The organism is Kerstersia gyiorum, assembly GCF_048595715.1.
Lineage (GTDB): Bacteria > Pseudomonadota > Gammaproteobacteria > Burkholderiales > Burkholderiaceae_B > Kerstersia > Kerstersia gyiorum.
In genome coordinates, this window is record NZ_CP169556.1 from 1070783 (window position 1) to 1088569 (window position 17787).

The window sequence follows — 17787 nt, forward strand, 5'->3', positions numbered from 1 at the left end:
CAAAATGGGTGGATTTATGGCACAGCAGTCCGGTATTGCAAGGCTTTTCAAGGTATGTGCGCTGATAGAGGCAATTACCTGGGCCGGTCTGCTCCTGGGCATGTATCTCAAATACGGCTCGGGCACGACGGATCAGCTGGTCTGGTGGTTCGGACGCTTGCATGGGCTGGCATTCCTGGTCTATTTCGTCGTGGCAATCGTGGCGGCGAAACGCCTGCGCTGGCAGGCCAGCGATGCCTGGTTGGCGATTCTGGCCGCGATTCCGCCGCTGGTGACCTGGCCGCTGGAAATCTGGTTCCAGCGCCGTGGCTTGCTGTCTGGTCACGTGGCGCAGCGCTGATCATCTGGCAGGGCCGGGCCTCACCACCCGGCAGGTAGACGGTTTTTCCCAGGATTTGCCCCGAGGTTCAGCCTGGTGCCGCCAGGAAGGCCACAGGCCGGGTTGATCGGCCTGGCTGATAGGCACTGGGTGGTTCCGAAATGTTGCCGGAAGGTGGCGCTGAAGGCGCTGGGGCTGTCGTAGCCATGCGCCAGGGCCACTTCCAGCACGGAAGCCCCCGACGCCAGCATGGGTACGGCCAGCAGCAGGCGCGTACGCCGGCACCAGGCGCCGAAGTTCAGCCCGGTTTCGCGTTGGAACAGGCGTGCCAGCGTGCGGGGATGCATGTGCAGGCCATCGGCCCAGCTTTCCAGGCTGGCGGCATCGGCCGGGCTGGCGATGAAGGCCCGGCAGCGTTCGCGCAGCCCGGCATGGGCGGGCATGGGCACATGCAACGCCAGCGGATGGGCGGTTTCGATCTCATCCAGAATCAGGCTCATGATGCGTTCTTCCCGGCCGCCTGCCGGGTAGTCCAGCGGCAGTCGGGTTGCCGCCAGGATGAGCTGCAGCAGCAGCGGCGCAACTTCGATGACCTGGCAGTGCGGCCAGAGGGTGGGGCGCAGGCCCGGTTCCACGAAGATGGTGCGCATGGCGACGGGTTGGTTGGCCATCCGGATGTCGTGGCAGATGCCGGGCGGCACCCAGACCGCGCATCCCGGCGGCACGACCCAGCTGCCGTATTCCGCACGGATCAGCATGACGCCTTCGGTAGCGTGCAGCAATTGTGCCCGCCTATGCGTATGAGGCGGAATATGGGCGTTGGCCGGCATGTCCGTGCCGTAGGCCACGACAGGGCTGGCGGTGTGTTCGCCCTGCATGGGCGAGGCATGCGGGTCTGGTACGCGGACCAGGCCGGGGCGCGTGGTCGCCCACTGAAGGTCGTCAGGCGAAGGTTGGACATCTGGCATGAGTATTCCTGACCGCTTGTCATTTTCGCGACGATTGTTGTGCTTTTTTCGCAGGATTGCAATTCGGCCGATCTTTAAGATGCGTTGATTCCCATTTCCATTTACCTGTATCGAGGAATCAATGATGTCCATGCCATCCATGCCTGCCCGCCCGTCCGGGAGGGCCTCATGAACCGCGCCCGTCTTGGCCTGCTGACGGGTACCCATGCCGTCAACGATTTTTACCAGGGGCTGGTGCCGGCCCTGCTGCCTTTCTTGGCGCTGGAACGTGGCTACAGCTATACCGCCGTCAGCGGGCTGATGCTCGCCGCCACGGCCTTGTCCAGTGTTGTCCAGCCGCTGTTCGGCCTGTACGTGGATCGTGCCGCGCGCCCGTGGATGGTGCCCCTGGGCTTCATGGTGGCGGCCATCGGCCTGGTGCTGATGGGCATGAGCCCGACCTACTGGGGCAGCTGGATTGCAGCAACGCTGTGTGGGCTGGGCATTGCGGCCTATCATCCGCCGGCAACGGTTGCCGCCCGGGTGGCGGGTGGCGCTTCGCAGAAAGCCATGAGTGTTTTCTCGGTGGGTGGCACGATCGGGGCGTCGTTCGCGCCATTGCTGGCAGCTGCGGTTGTTGGTGGCGGCGCCTTGGGCCTCAGCTGGCTGCTGGTGATCCCGGCGCTGTTCATGCTCGGTGTCTGGATGGTCTGGACCCGCAACGATGGCCGCAGGCGGGTGGTGGCGTCGCAGCCGGCAGCGCTGGCCGTGGGGGGCAGGAAGATCCTGGCGGAGAATGATTGGAAGGCGTTTTTCCTGCTGTGCGGGGTGATTGTCGGCTGGTCGATTCCCTACGTGACGGTGGTGTCCATGCTGTCGCTGTATCTGACGCGCGAATTGGGCGGCACAGCGTTTGAAGGGGCGGCGGCATTGACGACATTCACGGCGGCAGGCGCTGCAGGCACTTTGCTGGGCGGCTGGATAGGCGACCGTTGGGGACGCATGCCAGCCATTCGCATGGGCTATCTGCTGGCACTGCCATCGCTGGCGGGGCTGGTGCTGGCGTCTTCGCCTACCATGGCCTGGGTTTGCACCCTGCTGCTGGGGCTGTGCATGTTCCTGCCGTTTGCCCCGCAGGTGACGCTGGCGCAGGATTACCTGCCACGTAATCAGGCGACCGCCAGTGGTATCACCCTGGGGCTGGCCATGTCCATCGGTGGCATGGTGGCGCCGCTGTTCGGCCTGTTGTCGGATTCCATGGGCCTGCGCTATACGCTGGGTGCAGTCCTGTGCGTTCTGTGCGTGGCCTGCCTGCTGGCCTGGTGCATGCGCAACCGCCTCAATACGCAGCAGCAGATACTGGCCCAGGCCTGATTCGTCGCTCGGTCTTCCATGCGTGCCATGCTTCATGGCACCGGGCATTGGGCCGGCCCGCACCAGCAGATAAACTAGATGGTTGCGCCGCTCCCGGCCATCGGGGGCGGCAGGGTGGCATGGAAGAGGTTGCAAGAGATGAATGCACGCAAGGCGACTTTGGTGGGTTTGATCGCGGTGGTGCTGTGGAGTGCCATTGTTGGCCTGATTCGCGGCGTCAGCGAGTACTTCGGGGCGACGGGGGGCGCGGCGCTGATCTATACAGTGGCTTCCATTTTCCTGCTGCTAACGGTAGGCCCCAGCCGGATACGCGAATTTCCCCGCCGCTATCTGTTCTGGGGCAGCTTGCTGTTCGTGGCCTATGAACTGTGCCTGGCGCTTTCCATTGGCTACGCGCATACCAGTCGTCAGGCGATTGAAGTCGGCATGGTCAATTACTTGTGGCCGGCGCTGACCATGGTTTTCGCCATTCTGTTCAATCGGCAGAAAGCCAGCTGGCTGATTATCCCGGGTTTTGTCATCGCGATCGCAGGCGTGTGCTGGGTGCTGGGCGGTGATCAGGGGCTGGATATCGGCGGCATGTGGGAAAACGTGCGCGACAACCCCTTGAGCTATGGCCTGGCCTTTGCCGGCGCGGTGATCTGGGCGGTGTACTGCACCGTGACGGCGCGCATGGCAGAAGGCCGCAATGGCGTGACCTTCTTCTTCATGCTGGTCGCGCTGGCGCTGTGGATCAAATATGCCGCCATGGGCGGCGAAACCATGAATTGGTCATGGCAGAGCGTGGTGTACCTGTTGCTGGCGGCAGCGGCCATGGGGTTTGGCTATGCGGCCTGGAATGTTGGCATTCTGCATGGCAACGTCACCATCCTGGCGGGGGCCTCATATTTCATACCGGTGCTATCGGCGCTCTTGGCCGCGCTTCTATTGAATACGCCGCTGTCCCTGGCGTTCTGGCAGGGGGCGGGCATGGTGTGCGCAGGCTCAATACTTTGCTGGGTGGCAACGCGCAGCCGTGCACGCACAGGCTAGGTCAGCCGGGTGGCCTGCACGAACGCTACAGCAAAGGTTCTATCGGTAGAATGGACAACAGGCGCAGGTACGTCCGCTTCCAGAATGAGGTTGACGGTTCGCTGGTATGCCGGATGACGCCATCAGGGCCTTGTTCCAGCCAGGCGATTTCATGCTTGTCATCCAGTTCCAGCTGGTAGGCGTAACGGGGCACGCTGTGATCGAAGGCCTGGGACATGGCCTGGGCCAGTGCGGCGCTTTCGATCACAAAGCCCAGTTCGGTGTTCAACTGCGCCGAGCGCGGGTCGAAGTTGAACGAGCCGACGAAAACACGTTCGCCATCGACGGCAAAGGTCTTGGCATGCAGGCTGGAGCCTGAACTGCCGAAGGGGCCGGCCTTTTCCCTGGGCCGTTCGGAATCGGAATTGCGCCGCAATTCGTACAGCTCCACGCCTTGTTCCAGCAAGGGCACGCGGTATTTGGCGTAGCCTGCATGTACTGCAAGTACATCAGTGGCTTCCATGGCGTTGGTCAGAACCCGCAAATGCACCCCTTGTTCAGCCAGTTTGCCGAAGGCTTCCACGCCCTGACTGGTAGGCACGAAGTAAGGGGAAATCAGGTCGACCGAATGGGTTGGCGTGCCTAGTACGTCTGCCAGGCGCGCCATCAGTAGTTTGTCGGGCGAAGCCTGGCCCAAGGCCTTGGCAGGGTCGTCGCTGACCAGGCGTACCGGGGCCCAAAGGAAAGCCAGTTGGCCGGCATGCAGGTTTTCGATGAAGCGGGATTGGGTAATGGCCTGCACGTAGGCATGGGCCTTGGGCACCAGCGCGGCGTTGGCTTCGTCCTGCAGCAACGCCTGGGTTTTGCGGCTGCCGGGGGGGGAAATCAGTTGTTCCAGCGGATAGGCGGACGGACTGTTCCAGTAGCGGTCGAAATCCAGGGAAACAGCGTTGACGGCCGGGCCGGTTACCAGTACATCCAGGTCGGCGAAGGCGACAGCTTGCGTGGCGCCGAAATACTCGTCACCGATATTGCGCCCGCCGACGATGGTGGCCTGGCCATCGACGGTGAGGGATTTGTTGTGCATGCGCCGGTTCAGCCGGCGAAAATCGGTAAGGAAGCCCAGCGGCTTGAAAACACGGAAGGGGAAGGGGTTGAACAGCCGCACTTCGACGTTGGGCTCGGCGTTCAGCAGTGCGAGCTTGCTGTCCAGGCCATTCGTGCCGTTGTCGTCGAGCAGCAGCCGTACGCGTACCTTGCGTTGTGCGGCGTCGTGGAGTGCTCGTAGCAGCAGGTTGCCAGTGATGTCGTCGCGCCAGATATAGTATTGAACGTCGACGCTGCGTTCGGCAGCGGCGATCAGCAGAATGCGGGCGGCGAATGCATCCAGTGAGTCCGTCAGCGGCAGTACGCCGGACAGGCCGGGGTGCTGTGCGGCCAACGGTGCCAGGCTTTGGCCCAGCCGTGTATCCAGTCCTTCTTGCGTCATGGTCGCCTGGGATTCACTGCGGTTATCCAGCGGGGGCAGGCCACAGGAGGACACCAGGCCTGCCGCGATGATGGCAATCCCGCTACGTAACATGGCTGTCCTTTGCCTGGTGCGTCTACGTGTCGATGTCGTGTGGGGATTGTCACATAAATTTCCGGCGCTGGCGCAGCGCGGGCCTATGCCTGCTTGCGGGATTCAGGCAGTGTATTTCTGGCTGGCACGCCTTTGCTGCGCCCGCAGCAGGCCAGGCCGGCATACACTGTCGGTCGATTCCATTTTTCGCGGTTTTAGCGATCCGTTCTATTGTGACCCAGACGCCATTTTCTTCCTTGCCCCTGTTGCCCGCCTTGCTGGAAAACCTGCAAAGCCTGGGTTTCGAACAGATGACGCCCATCCAGGCACAAAGCCTGCCGCTTATCCTGGAGGGCCGTGATCTCATCGCGCAAGCCAAGACAGGCAGCGGCAAGACGGCTGCCTTCGGCCTCGGGGTGCTGCAGACGCTGCGGCCGCACCAGCAGACGCCCCAGGCGTTGCTGGTCTGCCCCACTCGCGAATTGGCCGAACAGGTGGCCCAGGAGCTGCGCCGGCTGGCGCGCCTGATTCCTAACGTCAAGATATTGACGTTGTGTGGGGGAACGTCGGCACGTCCGCAAGTGGAATCACTGGCGCGCGGCGCGCATCTGGTGGTGGGGACGCCGGGCCGCATCCAGGACCACCTGGAACGTGGCAGCCTGGACCTGTCCGGCCTGAGCACGCTGGTACTCGACGAAGCCGACCGCATGGTGGACATGGGTTTTCATGACGATATCGTCGCCATCGCCTCGCGTTGCCCGTCCAAGCGCCAGACACTGCTGTTTTCGGCGACCTACCCGGAAAACATCCGCAAACTCAGCGCCCGGTTCCTGCGCAACCCGGTCGAGGTCAAGGTGCAGGCGCAGCATGATGCCAGCCGCATCGAGCAGATCTTCTATGAAATCGAAGACAACGAAAGGCTGGATGCCGTGGCAACCCTGCTGGGGCATTTCCGGCCAGTATCGACGCTGGCGTTCTGCAATACCAAGATCCGCAGCCATGACCTGGTGGAACGCCTGCAGGCCGCAGGCATCAGCGCGCAGGCGCTCAATGGTGACCTGGAACAGCGCGAGCGCGACGAAATCCTGATCCAGTTTGCCAACCAGAGCTGCGCCGTGCTGGTGGCCACCGATGTGGCGGCCCGCGGCCTGGATATCCAGAACCTGGGGGCGGTGATCAACGTGGACGTGACCAAGGATACCGAGGTTCATATCCACCGTATCGGCCGTAGCGGCCGGGGCGACCAGAAGGGGCTGGCGCTCAACCTGTGTTCGCCGGACGAAATGCGCTGGGCCAACCTGATTGAGCAATACCAGGGCACGCCGCTGGTCTGGGCCGACATCAAGGCCTTGCGGCCCAAGGCGGATCGTCCGTTGCGCGCGCCCATGATCACCCTCTGCATCCAGGGGGGCAAGAAAGACAAGCTGCGCCCGGGCGATCTGCTGGGGGCGCTGACGGGAGACGGCGGCCTGGTATTCGAACAAGTGGGCAAGATCAACATTACCGAATACAACGCCTACGTGGCCCTGGACCGCAAGATCGCCAAACAGGCGTTTTCACGGCTTTCCAACAGCAATATCAAGGGGAAACGCTTCCGCATGCGTTTTCTGGAGGAATTCTGAATCAGGGCCTGCCATGAAATGGATGGGCCAGGTTCGTGGCAAAATTTGCCTGGCTCAAACGTTTCATACCAAGGTACTGATGTCCCGTCTCCCTTTTTCCCGTTCCCTTCTTGCGGTCAGCGTCTTTTGCGCAGCTACGCCAGTCTACGCGGCATTGCAACCGGTCTCCGAAGCGCCCCTGGCCGGTGAAATTGAGTTCGACTGCCAGTTCAACGCCGACAACAGCACGGATTGCCTGAGCACCTACAGTTTCACCATCCTCAAGCCCAGTGGCCGCGACATGCTGTCGCGGATTGACCGCAGCTATGCCGAGAATGACAGCCTGACGGTGGAAAAAGCTGAAGTGACCCAGCCGGGAGAACCACCGGTTCCGCTGGACGCCTCGCAGATAGATACGCGGACGGCGCCCAATCCCGACCAGGGTTTTCTGCGCGAACACCAGACATCCCTGGCGTTCCCCAACCTGCGTGTCGGTACCCGTATCAGCTACACCCTGCGCGAGCACTTTTCTGCCCAGCCGTTGAGCACGCAGTTTCACTATGTCTTCAACCGCCAGCCCATGCCGGTGCGCGATGATCGTTTCGAAGCCAAGTTCACGTCGGAGCGGCCGATGGTCATGCGTGGCGAGATGATGGATGCCTATGACATTGAACAGAGTGCCGACAAGAAAACCATCAGGCTTAGCCTGAAGCAGCCACCGCTGTACCTGAATTACATCAACGAAGCCGGTAACGCCTACCTGCGCCATGCACCTCGCCTGGAACTCGGAAGTTCACTGGATGTGCAGGAAAATATCGGTCCGTTCGCGGTGCGTTACAACGAAATTCTCTCTGCTGAATTGCCCAAGGGCGCGGCTGCGGCGGTTGCTGCGGTGCAGGGCAAGCCGGTGGCGCAGCAAGTGGCCGGCTTGATGCAGTACATCAACGACACCTATCGCTATCTGGGCGATTGGCGTGCCAGCGGGCGCGGCTACGTGCCCTTTACGCTGGCGGAAATCGAACGCAACGGATATGGCGATTGCAAAGATCTGGCGGTGCTGCTGAGCGCCATGCTCAAGGCTGCTGGCATCAAGGCCGAACCGACGCTCGTCAGTCGTGGCGACATGGCCCGTGACCTTCTGATTCCCGGCATGTACGCGCCCAACCACGCCATCGTGCGCGCCGAGGTGGATGGCGAGGTCTGGTGGCTGGACCCGACCAACCCGGTGTTCGCACCGGGGCGTACCATGCCTGATATCCAGCAGCGTTGGGCATTGGTACTCGGGACGGACGGACAGGTGCGACGCGAAACTATCCCCATGGAATTGCCCAGCGACATTCTGCTGGTGACACGCAGCGAGCATTACCTGCCTGGTGGTGAAGCCCGGGTCGAAGCGCAGGCAGCCTTGTCCAATGCACTGCTGATGGATGTCAGCGTGACGGACCGCTTTTCCGGCCGTACCAGCACGGACCAGGAACTATGCCGGAAATTTGCCAAGGAAGTCAGGGACTGCACGCTGGAGCGTGACGACAGCACTTTTGTGGTGCAGCCCGGCTATGTCATCAAGGCCCAACTGACCGACGGCCGTGCCCTGGAGCGTCGTGGCGCGCAGTATTTCTATGATCGCGAAGACCTGGCTGGCCAATGGGAAGCTTTCATCAAATACCGCAGCGAAGGGCAGTTGGCCGATCTCTACCAGGGCGAACCACAGATCGTCACTTATGACGTCACGCTGTCAGGCGGCAAGATCGACGAAGCTGCCCAGCAGTGCAAGGTGCGCAGCACTTGGTTCGACATCGACCTGCAGGCCGAGCCGACGCCTGAGGGCTACCACTACCGCTACCGCGAAGCGCAGAAAATCAGCTGGTTGAGCCACGACGAAATCAACAGCGCCGAGTTCGGCAAGCTGATCGAGGAAAGCCGCCGCTGCATTGAAAAATTGCACCTGGCGGTTCAGTTGCCCCAGTCTTGATGGTCAGTTGCCGTCAGCCTGAATGGGGCCAGGGGAACCCTTGCGGGCTGGCTGTCTCTTGATGATGCAGGCCATGGCTTGAAGCCGTGGCCAGGTGGCGGGCACCCCCAGGCGTTCTTGGCTGAACATCTGATGACGACAGGGGGATTGGCCCTGGCATGGCGGAGAAAGATTGCCTCGGGCGCCGTGCAAGGCTACCCGAGGCAATTCGGTCTGGATCAAGAGAAACGGAGTGGTTGGAAAAACGTCTGAAAAAACCTGGGAACAACGGGCGACACTATTGGGCTTGTTCCTGGATTTTTTCACCGCCACGTTCAATGTCCTTGCCTATGCCATCCACCGTATTGCAGCCGGCGAGGGTGGTGGCAAGCATTGCGATTGCGAGGATAAGGGCTTTTTTGTTCATACAACCTCCGTGAAAAATCAGGATAAGGATGGAAGAACTGATGGCGGCCCAGGCGGGCAGTGCCTGGTTCATGAGCATGCGGCGCAACGTTCGCCGCGTAGCAGGTGTTGATCTCCAGAATAGCAAAAGTTGGCATTCCTGCCGCTGCTTGGAAGACACGGTTACGAATGTCCCGCGTTTTGCGTTTTGCGCCTTGTCATGTTTGGCGCGTTCTGGCGGATGATTGCATGGCGGCCTCGCCGAGGTTTGCCGGTATTCGCCTGCGGATACGGGTCGATACGACTGGACACGAGGGGCGCTGGTTGATCCCGTATCATGTTCAGCCTGAATTTGTTGCGCCGCCGCGTGGACAATCCAGGGCTTCAGGCCGGATATCCGGAAGCCCTGGCGGCGGCCCGTTGGAAAATGCCGCACGAAAATCATGGGAGCAATGGATCAAATGCAAGCTGAGGCGCCGATTGAAAATACCACGCTGAGGGACGTGGGCGAGGGGTATCGGGTGCTATATGCCACCGGACTTTCGCCGGAAATAGACCAGGTCAGCTGGGAAGACGAGGAAGGGGAATACGCCGTGGTGTCCTTCATCGACGGGACGGAAATCAAGGGGGCCGGCAATCTTGCCGTCCATGCGGTATGGCACGAGGATGCCGCCAGCGTGACGCCCGCCCACCTGGCACAGGCGCCAGCGCTGCCCGCGCCGACCCAGAGCATGGAGGAACGGGTGGATGATGCCTACGATGCCTATATTGCCGGCGATATTGAAAATGCCAGGGCGCAGCTTGCGTCACTGGCCGCAGAACGCTTTACCGGCGACTACATTGCTTGGATGCCGGTGTCGTTTGGATTGTCCCTGCTGGCCTTGATCGAAGAGCAACGTGGTGAGACAGGCCGTGTTGCCGCCCTGACCGCCATGCTCGACGAAGGCTGCCGGTCAGGGGAGGATCGCAGCCCGACGCGTGGCCTGGCCCGTAAACTGGCTTCGCCCTTGCCGCAGGAAGTGTCTGCCTCCTCCTTGCAGGACATCATCTATCGCTGGGCGCATGGCGAGGGGCTGTGCGATCGCCAGGCCCTCAAGGCCGCACATGACCGCATGCTTGCCGCGTTGCGGGCGTCAGTCTGAAGCGTGCGGCGGGCCATGGCTGTTCTGGCCGTTGGCCGGGTCTGCACTTTGCGTGATTGCTGTGGCACCCTGGTGCGCGGGGGCCGCCCGCCGGGGCTGCCTGGCATTGCATACCTTGCCGTACTGTGAAGGCGGCAGGGCACATAAATTGGAAATGACCCTATTATGATCAAGATCGCAGACCTGGGCAGTTTTGAACAGGTGCCGCCCGTTGTCGAGGCATTGCTGGCAGGGGATGCTGTCGCCCTGGATACCTTTTTATCTTCAGGCTGGGATATAGAAGCCCCGCTGTCCTTGAGCAAACACATCCAGGAAAGGCCGCTGGTACTGGCCTTGTGCGTCAATGCGAGTGCGTCGGTGCAGTGGCTGGTTGAGCATGGCGCCAGCTTGAACCAGGCCGATGAACCGGCTTTTCCGATTGCTGCACGCTACACCGATCCGGCCATGATGCGCTATCTCGTACAGCAGGGCGCCGATGTGCATGCCGAACGGAAAGTGGGCGGCGATGCCTATATGCAGGCCCTGTACGGTGGAAAAACCGAACACCTGGCGGAAATCCATGCCCTTGGTCATGCCGCAGCGGAACATGGTGGTCAGGCTTTCCGTTCAGCCGTCTTCGAGCGCAAGAAACGGGTGGTTGATTTTTTCCTGTCGCATGGCGTCGACGTCAACTTCAAGGAAAAGGACCAGGTTTTCTCCGATAGTGCGACCCCGTTGCTGGTAGCTGCGCGTAACCGCGACAAGGGCATGTGCCGCCTGCTGGTGGATCATGGCGCGGACGTCCTGGCAACGAGCCGGGATGGCGAGCGTCCCTACACGGTGGCTCTGGAAGAAGGCGATGAAGCCTTGGCTGCCTATTTCCGGTCACTGGAACCTGCCGAGCTGCATAGCGTGGCGCACAGGTTGCGTGAGCTTGAACCCTACAAGCTGCCGCCGGAAATGCTGGCATTCCTGCAGGGAGAACAACGGCGTATCGAATTGCCGGATTGCGACTTCGGTTTCTTTGAGTTCTTTGCGCTGACAGACATCTTTCCGATGAAAGCCGGCCGCAGGAAGGTGTTGCGGCTGAGCAAGGAATCCGGCGATTACACCGATGTCGTCCTTGTCTGGAATCCGACCAAAGGACGCATTGGCTACTGGGACATCGAGCACGAGGAATACGCCGACCTGGCCACCTTCAAGGCCTTCATGGCGAACCCTGCCAAGTACATGAATGGCGTGCTGGATGGCGATTATCAGTGAGGCATGGCAAGCGCCACCGGCTGTGCCGCCGCTTGCCCAGGACGCCGGCGCCGCATTTCCACCACTTTCCCTTCACCCACGGCGCGTGCACGCAACTGCCCGCAGCCGGCGTCCACATCCTGCCCGGCACTGTTCCTGACCTTGGTAAGCACGCCATTGCCGTGCAGGTATTGCATGATGTGGCGGATCCGTTCCGGATCAGGGCGCTGGTAGTCATCGCCTTCCAGGCTATTGAAGGGAATGATATTCAGCACACAGAACTTGCCTGTGAGCAGACGCAGAATGGCGTCCAGCTCGTCATCGCCGTCATTGACGCCTTTGAGCAGTGTCCATTGGTACTGGATGGGGTAATCCGTCGCACGTGCATATCGTTCCCCCATTTCTATCAAGGCATCCGGCGCAATCTTGGGCGCGCGCGGCAGCAAATGCTCGCGCAAGTCAGCCTTGGTCGTATGCAATGAAAGCGCCAGGGCCGGTTTAACGCGCTGCCTGGGCAAGGCATCGAAGACACGCGGGTCGCCCACGGTGGAAAACACAAGGTTCTTGTGCCCGATATTACCCTCGGTGCCGAGCAGCTCGATTGCCTCTAGCACGTTATCCAGGTTATGGGCGGGTTCGCCCATGCCCATGAACACCACCTTCTTGACCGGGCGCAGACGTCGCGCAAGCACCACCTGGGCCAGTATTTCCATGCTGCTCACCTGACGCAGCAAGCCGCTCTTGCCGGTCATACAGAAACGGCAGCCCACGGCGCAGCCCACCTGCGTGGAAACACACAGCCCGCCGCGCGGCAGCAGCACGCTTTCCACCATTTGGCCGTCGGCAAGCTGTATCAGCAGGCGTGAGCCATCATTGCCCGGATGTTCCGAATGCACGTGGGCCAGCCCATCGAGCTCCGCCGTCAGGGCGGGCAGGGCCTGGCGCAGCCTCAGCGGCAGAAAATGCTCGGCGGGCCGCCGCTGCGTTCCACTATCGAGCGCCTGCCCGCTCAGCCAGGCGCGCAGGATGCGGCCGCGGTGAACCGGCAGGGCATTGAGGGAGGTCAGGCGCTGGATGAAATCAGAGAAACGCATGGGAGCGGATTCTACCTTGCCTGCAGATGGCTGCGCAGGCCGATAGGAGCATCGGTCGTCCATCGCTGCATGCGTTGAACCGATGGCGTGACGATGCCTGTGCCATGTCAATCATGGCGGCAGGTGCCGGCCTATGCCTGTGCTGGTGGCGTTGAGTTTTTCCCGCTGGTGGGCAGAAGCACGGCTGTCGGGGCGTACTTGACGGCCTGGAGAGGCGAGTCGTCGGTTTTCCTTTTATTAGAGTACCCTGTATGCATATCCCGGCCTAAGTGCCATCTTGTCGTTCATGCTTTTTCAAAGGAGATTGAAATGGGTCGTGTAGCAGGAAAAGTCGCTCTGGTTACGGGCGCTGCACTGGGTATCGGCAAGGCGTCGGCAGAATTGCTGGCCCGGGAAGGGGCCAAGGTCGTGGTAACCGATCTGAAAGTCGAAGAAGGCCAGGCCGTCGTCAGCGCGATCAAGGCGCAGGGTGGCGAGGCCATCTTCGTGCAGCATGATGCTTCCAAGGAAGATCAATGGGAAAAAGCCATTGCCGCCACATTTGATGCCTTCGGCAAACTAAACGTCGTGGTTAACAACGCCGGGATTGCGCTGGGCAAGAATGTGGAAGAAACCACGCTGGCCGAATGGCGCAAGGTTCAGGACATCAACCTGGACGGTGTGTTCCTGGGCACGCGCTTCGGCATTGAAGCACTGAAGAAAAGCGGTGGTGGCTCCATCATCAACCTATCTTCCATCGAAGGCCTGATCGGTGACCCCAACCTGGCCGCCTACAACGCCAGCAAAGGGGGCGTGCGCATCTTTACCAAATCAGCCGCCCTGCATTGCGCCCAGGCCCGCTACGGCATCCGCGTCAACTCGGTTCATCCGGCCTATATCTGGACGCCGCTGGTGCAGGAACTGGCGCAGGATGAACAGAGCGATGCCTACAAACGCCTCGTCAGCCTGCATCCGGTGGGCCACCTGGGCGAACCCAACGACATTGCCTACGGCATTCTGTATCTGGCCTCGGATGAATCGAAGTTCGTGACAGGTAGCGAACTGGTGATTGATGGCGGGTATACGGCGCAGTAAACGGTTCTGCGGCAGCCCTGGCAGGGCGAGACTTTCACCTTGCCGCCGATGACGCGGCAAGGCAAAAGCATACTGGCGGGTTGGGCTGTCGCGACAGGTTGGTATTTCATCCCGAATCAAAAACTGGCGGTCATGCACAGCCTGGCTCAGCAGGTGGGCGCATGCACTAGTATTTTGATATCCGACGATGGGCTAGGGCTGGATTTCGCGGATTATCATCCTTAGATGACCTGCTGGAGTCCAGCAGCATCAAACGCGATTGGCGTTCCGTGATAGTGATGATTGCGCTTGAAGCCCCTTTGCTGCAGCTAGGGGCTGCCGTCGCTATGCGCCCAGGGTAGCTAGCGTGTTGCGGCCAATGCCAGCGCAGGACGCAATGAGGTGGCAAAGAGTTCACCGTGACTTTGCTCCGGGAACGCCTGGAAGGTAATGTCCATGCCTTCATGCGCGAGCCTGTTCACCAGCGCATGCGTGCTTTCCCGGCCAGGCGGAATCGTGGAAACCGGGCCGGATGAGGGGGCTGGGGTAGCGTCGGGATTGGCGGCGGGACGTCCTCGGCCTACCAGCACCCTGACGATGGCCTTTGGCGCCTGGTCTGCATGAAACCTGTTTGCGCGTTTCAGCAGCGCGTCATCGCCCCAGCCGACTGAAGGGTCGCCGGCGACATAGCGCTGGAACATGAGCGGCCTGGTAACCAGGGTGTAGAGGGTGAACAGGCCGCCGAACGAGTGCCCCCAGAGGGTCTGCCGCGCCGGGTCCAGAGAGACACGCGCTTCGACAGCAGGTCGGATGGCTTCCTGGATGATATCCAGGAAGAGGTCAGCGCCTCCGCCGGGACGGCCCCGGTTCACGGTACCTGTCTGTGCTGTACCGTCCGGGTTCAGGATGGGGGGCGTGTAGTCGAAAGCCCGCGCCATCACATCGTGCCGGGAAGGCACGTCGTAACCGATACCGACCAGTACCGGAGGGTTGTCCGTGAACAAGGCGGCCAGATCCTGGTCTTGCAGGGTATGCATGGCGGCGTTGCCATCGAGCATGTAGATGACCGGGTAACCTTGGGCCGGCGCCGGCTTGCGCGGCACTCCGATATACACCCGGTAATGGCGCTTGCCATCTCGGGAATCGAACAGCAAACGATCAAATTCGTAATACTCAGACGGCAAATCCGCGACCGTCGGGCCAATCGGCTCGTCCCAGCGGCGTCTGGGGGGCTGGGATTGGGCGGGGGCTGTGGGTGACTGGGCGAAGGGACAAGCCGGCATACATGCAGCCATGAGTAGGAAGCGTCGGCGCAACATAAGGTTTTTTGAATTTATTGTGAATGATATCAATAATCAGTCATTATAAATTGACGTCGAAAACCTGGGTATTCAGTATGAACCATACTAGGCTTGCGCTGCAGCCGGCCTGATTTTCGGATGTCGGTGAAACATCACGGCAACTGGACTACCGCTCAGGATGACCATCGAACAGAAAGTGCAGATCGCGGCATTCATGCCCCAATGATCGGCAATCCAGCCTATGCCCATCATGGGAACCATGCTGCCGACATAGCCAACCACCAGGTAGGTGGCCAGCAATCCTGCGCGGTTATTGGCTGTGGCAAGGCGATTGACCATGCTCATGCCGGCAATCATGGTCATTCCATGGCCCAGTGCAGTGAGCAGAACGCCCAGCGCAAACAGGGTTGCTGAACTGATCCAGAGGTTCACCATCAGCAGCGCATTGCTCAAGGCCAGGCTGATCAGACCGAGCGCGCCAGTCAAGTGGGTAGGCAGGCGTGCGGTCAGGACTTGCACAGCGGCGGAGGTAAAGAGAATCAGGGCGATAGTGGTACCGCTCACCACCGGGCCATGCCATGGCAGCAGCAGATCCAGGAACAGCGGCGCCATCGAGGTGTAAAGGCCAAAGACGCCAAATGCCATCAGGGGCAGGCAACAGGTGAGAGCGAAGGCCTTGGAGGCGCTGGCTTCCGGCCAGGTCAACGAGGGCAGAATATCCTGCACACGCAGCCGCTGGCCCGGCGCAGCCCGAGCGCTCTCAGGCAATTTCAGGCGGTACAGCGCAGCCAGTGCCAGGGCGCCAAGCAGCAGGGTAGGGATATACGTGATGACCAAAGGTGCCGGACCCCATTGACCGATAATTCCGCCCACCAGCGGCCCCAGGCCGAAGCCGAATGCCATCAGAAACCCCGTCATCATGGCGACATGCTGAGGGTTGGCATGCCGTGACAGCCTGGACAGCCCCAGTGTCGCGCTGGTAGTGAGCATGCTCGACGCCACGCCCACGATGAAGCGCCCGACATTCAGGCTCGTCATGTCCCAGGCGAACAGGCTAATGGCGGTTCCAATCAAGGACAGTGCCAGGCCGCAAAGCATCATCGGCCGAAAGCCGACGCGGTCGGGCAGGCGCCCCAGGAACAGCAGGCCGAGCAGCGCGCCGCCCATATAGACAACGTACATCAGCGAGATGTCGCTGGTCTGCAACTGCCAGGTGTCTTTGTACAAACCGTACAGGGGGCTGATGAGCGCCGTCCCCATGACGCCCACGATCATGGCGAAACTGACCCAGGAGAATGGCGATCCTTTGATTTTCATTTTTCAGTGACTATGTTTTGCAGGAGTGTATGGGGCGGCCGGCATTCAGCCTGGCTCCCTGTGTTGCTGGGATATTCGCCCGTCTTATCAAAGTGAATTGAAATCTTTCCCTTGGCTTGGCGAGTGCCTTCCAATGCCTGCGGCGACAGCCCGGCAAGAATGGTGTGCTTCATCTCCCACTCTTGGTCAGGATTCCTGCGGCAATCTTGCGGACCGTAGGCGTCAGAACGATATATTTTGTGCGCCGATCGGGCCGGTTTGCAGGAACAACTGGGCACCTGCGCCTTGTGCAATTGCGTTAGCACCTGCGTCCAAGATGCGGAATCTGGATACAAGGTATCCGCCAGGCCTTTCTGGCGCAAGGGCTGTCTATCATGCGGCGCACCAGCAGCGTCATGCGCGTGGCGTCGGATAGACCCGGCAACAAGCCGCGACAGCCGTCACCCGTACCGTTGTGGGTGGGGCAGTATTGATTGATGGTGGCTGGACTGCAGTGGAACTTGCAGCAACGAAAAAGGGGCCGAAGCCCCTGTTTTCAATGACTTGCAGACTTCCGTGGAACTCTGCAGAACTATATATGGAGCGGGAGACGGGCTAACCGACTACCGAGCAATCCATTGACTTAAAAGATGTTTTATGTACACCTCGGTTAATGGATGGCTGAATTTTGTACTAGTTTTGGGGAGTGGTTAAGGTGATAAAGATATTTCTTAAGCTTCCCGCACCATGAAAGGCCTGAATTGGCATAATATGCCAATGATGCTACATTCAGGTATCACAATGGAGGCCCAATATCATGCCTACACGTAACGTGGTGCTCACCGAGCATCAATACGACTTTGTCGAGTCCATGGTGGAAACAGGACGCTACCAGAATGCCAGTGAGGTTCTGCGCGAAGGACTGCGCTTGATCGAGCAGCGTGAGCGTATGGAAGCGGCGAAGATCCTGGCATTGCGTGAAGCGGCTAATCGAGGCTGGGCGGATATTGAGGCCGGTCGTTATGCGGATATCTCGGATGACCAGCTTGAAGACACCATCGGGCAACTTGGCCGCAAGGCCGCCGAGCGTGTTGCCGGTAGAAAATAATGATGCGGTATCGACTATCGGCCATCGCGCAGGAAGACATTGTCGATATTTTGGCCTGGACGCATGAGCGATTTGGCGACTTGGCGCGCAAGCGCTATGAGACACTAATCGTCACCGCGCTGCGCGACATTGCGACGCAACCATCTCGTGCAGGAAGCAGTGAACGCTCGGAACTGGGGGGCGGGATGCGATCCTGGCATCTACGTTTAAGCCGCGATCGGGCTCGTGTGGCAGGCGGCATGGTTCACAGGCCTAGGCATTTTCTTATCTATCGGGTAGAGAATGACATGATCGTCATCGGCCGCGTACTGCACGATGCGATGGAGTTGACGCGGCATTTGGAGGGAGATAAGTCTTGGGTGTAGTTGGCGGCCGTGTATGGTGGCTCGATTGATGAGATTTC

17 protein-coding genes are annotated in these 17787 nt (G+C 60.5%); 10 read left to right on the top strand and 7 right to left on the bottom strand.

Annotated features, from left to right (window positions below; genetic code table 11):
• Positions 1-16: 16 nt before the first annotated feature.
• Positions 17-340, top strand: a complete 324-nt coding sequence (locus ACEW7X_RS04700; RefSeq protein WP_420177681.1) for a DUF3817 domain-containing protein — start codon at positions 17-19, stop codon at positions 338-340.
• A gap of 20 nt (positions 341-360) precedes the next feature.
• On the opposite strand, the gene ACEW7X_RS04705 is transcribed toward ACEW7X_RS04700, so the two are convergent.
• Complete coding sequence (locus ACEW7X_RS04705) at positions 361-1287, bottom strand: AraC family transcriptional regulator (RefSeq protein ID WP_420177682.1); 927 nt, start codon at positions 1285-1287, stop codon at positions 361-363.
• Between the two features lie 168 nt (positions 1288-1455).
• On the opposite strand from ACEW7X_RS04705, the gene ACEW7X_RS04710 reads away from it, so the two are divergent.
• Complete coding sequence (locus tag ACEW7X_RS04710) at positions 1456-2640, top strand: MFS transporter (RefSeq protein ID WP_420177683.1); 1185 nt, start codon at positions 1456-1458, stop codon at positions 2638-2640.
• A 138-nt stretch (positions 2641-2778) separates the two neighbouring features.
• Positions 2779-3672, top strand: coding sequence for an aromatic amino acid DMT transporter YddG (yddG, locus tag ACEW7X_RS04715; RefSeq protein WP_420177684.1), 894 nt, complete (start codon positions 2779-2781; stop codon positions 3670-3672).
• A 25-nt stretch (positions 3673-3697) separates the two neighbouring features.
• Here yddG and ACEW7X_RS04720 read toward each other — a convergent pair whose 3' ends face one another.
• Complete coding sequence (locus ACEW7X_RS04720; protein WP_420177685.1) at positions 3698-5233, bottom strand: phospholipase D family protein; 1536 nt, start codon at positions 5231-5233, stop codon at positions 3698-3700.
• Positions 5234-5445: 212 nt separating this feature from the next.
• On the opposite strand from ACEW7X_RS04720, the gene dbpA reads away from it, so the two are divergent.
• Together dbpA and ACEW7X_RS04730 are read left to right on the top strand one after the other, a co-directional pair.
• Positions 5446-6834, top strand: a complete 1389-nt coding sequence (gene dbpA / locus ACEW7X_RS04725) for an ATP-dependent RNA helicase DbpA (protein ID WP_068374106.1) — start codon at positions 5446-5448, stop codon at positions 6832-6834.
• A 79-nt stretch (positions 6835-6913) separates the two neighbouring features.
• Positions 6914-8785, top strand: coding sequence for a DUF3857 domain-containing transglutaminase family protein (locus tag ACEW7X_RS04730; protein WP_420177686.1), 1872 nt, complete (start codon positions 6914-6916; stop codon positions 8783-8785).
• Between the two features lie 277 nt (positions 8786-9062).
• Here ACEW7X_RS04730 and ACEW7X_RS04735 read toward each other — a convergent pair whose 3' ends face one another.
• Positions 9063-9191 carry an entericidin A/B family lipoprotein gene (locus ACEW7X_RS04735; protein ID WP_083969731.1) on the bottom strand — a complete coding sequence of 43 codons (129 nt, stop codon included), beginning with the start codon at positions 9189-9191 and terminating at the stop codon, positions 9063-9065.
• Between the two features lie 439 nt (positions 9192-9630).
• Between ACEW7X_RS04735 and ACEW7X_RS04740 the strand changes: the two genes are divergently transcribed.
• Both ACEW7X_RS04740 and ACEW7X_RS04745 read left to right on the top strand, forming a co-directional pair.
• Entirely contained in the window at positions 9631-10311 is a 681-nt protein-coding gene (locus ACEW7X_RS04740; protein WP_420177687.1) for a hypothetical protein, read from the top strand.
• A 165-nt stretch (positions 10312-10476) separates the two neighbouring features.
• Positions 10477-11553 (top strand): ankyrin repeat domain-containing protein, encoded by a 1077-nt coding sequence (locus ACEW7X_RS04745; RefSeq protein WP_420177688.1) that lies wholly within the window; start codon positions 10477-10479, stop codon positions 11551-11553.
• On the opposite strand, the gene ACEW7X_RS04750 is transcribed toward ACEW7X_RS04745, so the two are convergent.
• Positions 11547-12626, bottom strand: a complete 1080-nt coding sequence (locus tag ACEW7X_RS04750; RefSeq protein WP_420177689.1) for an RNA methyltransferase — start codon at positions 12624-12626, stop codon at positions 11547-11549. The two genes, ACEW7X_RS04745 and ACEW7X_RS04750, sit on opposite strands and share 7 nt — an antisense overlap.
• A gap of 309 nt (positions 12627-12935) precedes the next feature.
• Between ACEW7X_RS04750 and ACEW7X_RS04755 the strand changes: the two genes are divergently transcribed.
• On the top strand, positions 12936-13700 hold the full coding sequence (locus ACEW7X_RS04755) for an SDR family oxidoreductase (RefSeq protein WP_068374083.1): 765 nt from the start codon (positions 12936-12938) through the stop codon (positions 13698-13700).
• 341 nt (positions 13701-14041) lie between these two features.
• Here the strand turns inward: ACEW7X_RS04755 and ACEW7X_RS04760 are convergent, their stop codons facing one another.
• The 3 genes from ACEW7X_RS04760 to ACEW7X_RS04770 all read right to left on the bottom strand — a co-directional run bounded on the left by ACEW7X_RS04760 (position 14042) and on the right by ACEW7X_RS04770 (position 16470).
• The gene (locus ACEW7X_RS04760) at positions 14042-14833 is read right to left on the bottom strand and encodes an alpha/beta hydrolase (protein WP_420177690.1); all 792 of its coding nucleotides are present in this window, start codon (positions 14831-14833) and stop codon (positions 14042-14044) included.
• A 252-nt stretch (positions 14834-15085) separates the two neighbouring features.
• Positions 15086-16297: an MFS transporter gene (locus tag ACEW7X_RS04765; RefSeq protein ID WP_420177691.1), complete on the bottom strand. Its 1212-nt coding sequence runs from the start codon at positions 16295-16297 to the stop codon at positions 15086-15088.
• Positions 16294-16470: a hypothetical protein gene (locus ACEW7X_RS04770; protein WP_420177692.1), complete on the bottom strand. Its 177-nt coding sequence runs from the start codon at positions 16468-16470 to the stop codon at positions 16294-16296. Before ACEW7X_RS04770 ends, ACEW7X_RS04765 begins: the two co-directional genes overlap by 4 nt.
• Positions 16471-17093: 623 nt before the next feature.
• Here ACEW7X_RS04770 and ACEW7X_RS04775 point away from each other — a divergent pair.
• Positions 17094-17384, top strand: coding sequence for a type II toxin-antitoxin system ParD family antitoxin (locus ACEW7X_RS04775; RefSeq protein WP_127773413.1), 291 nt, complete (start codon positions 17094-17096; stop codon positions 17382-17384).
• Entirely contained in the window at positions 17384-17749 is a 366-nt protein-coding gene (locus ACEW7X_RS04780; RefSeq protein WP_127773414.1) for a type II toxin-antitoxin system RelE/ParE family toxin, read from the top strand. The genes ACEW7X_RS04775 and ACEW7X_RS04780 overlap by 1 nt, the downstream gene beginning before the upstream one ends.
• Positions 17750-17787 lie beyond the last annotated feature (38 nt).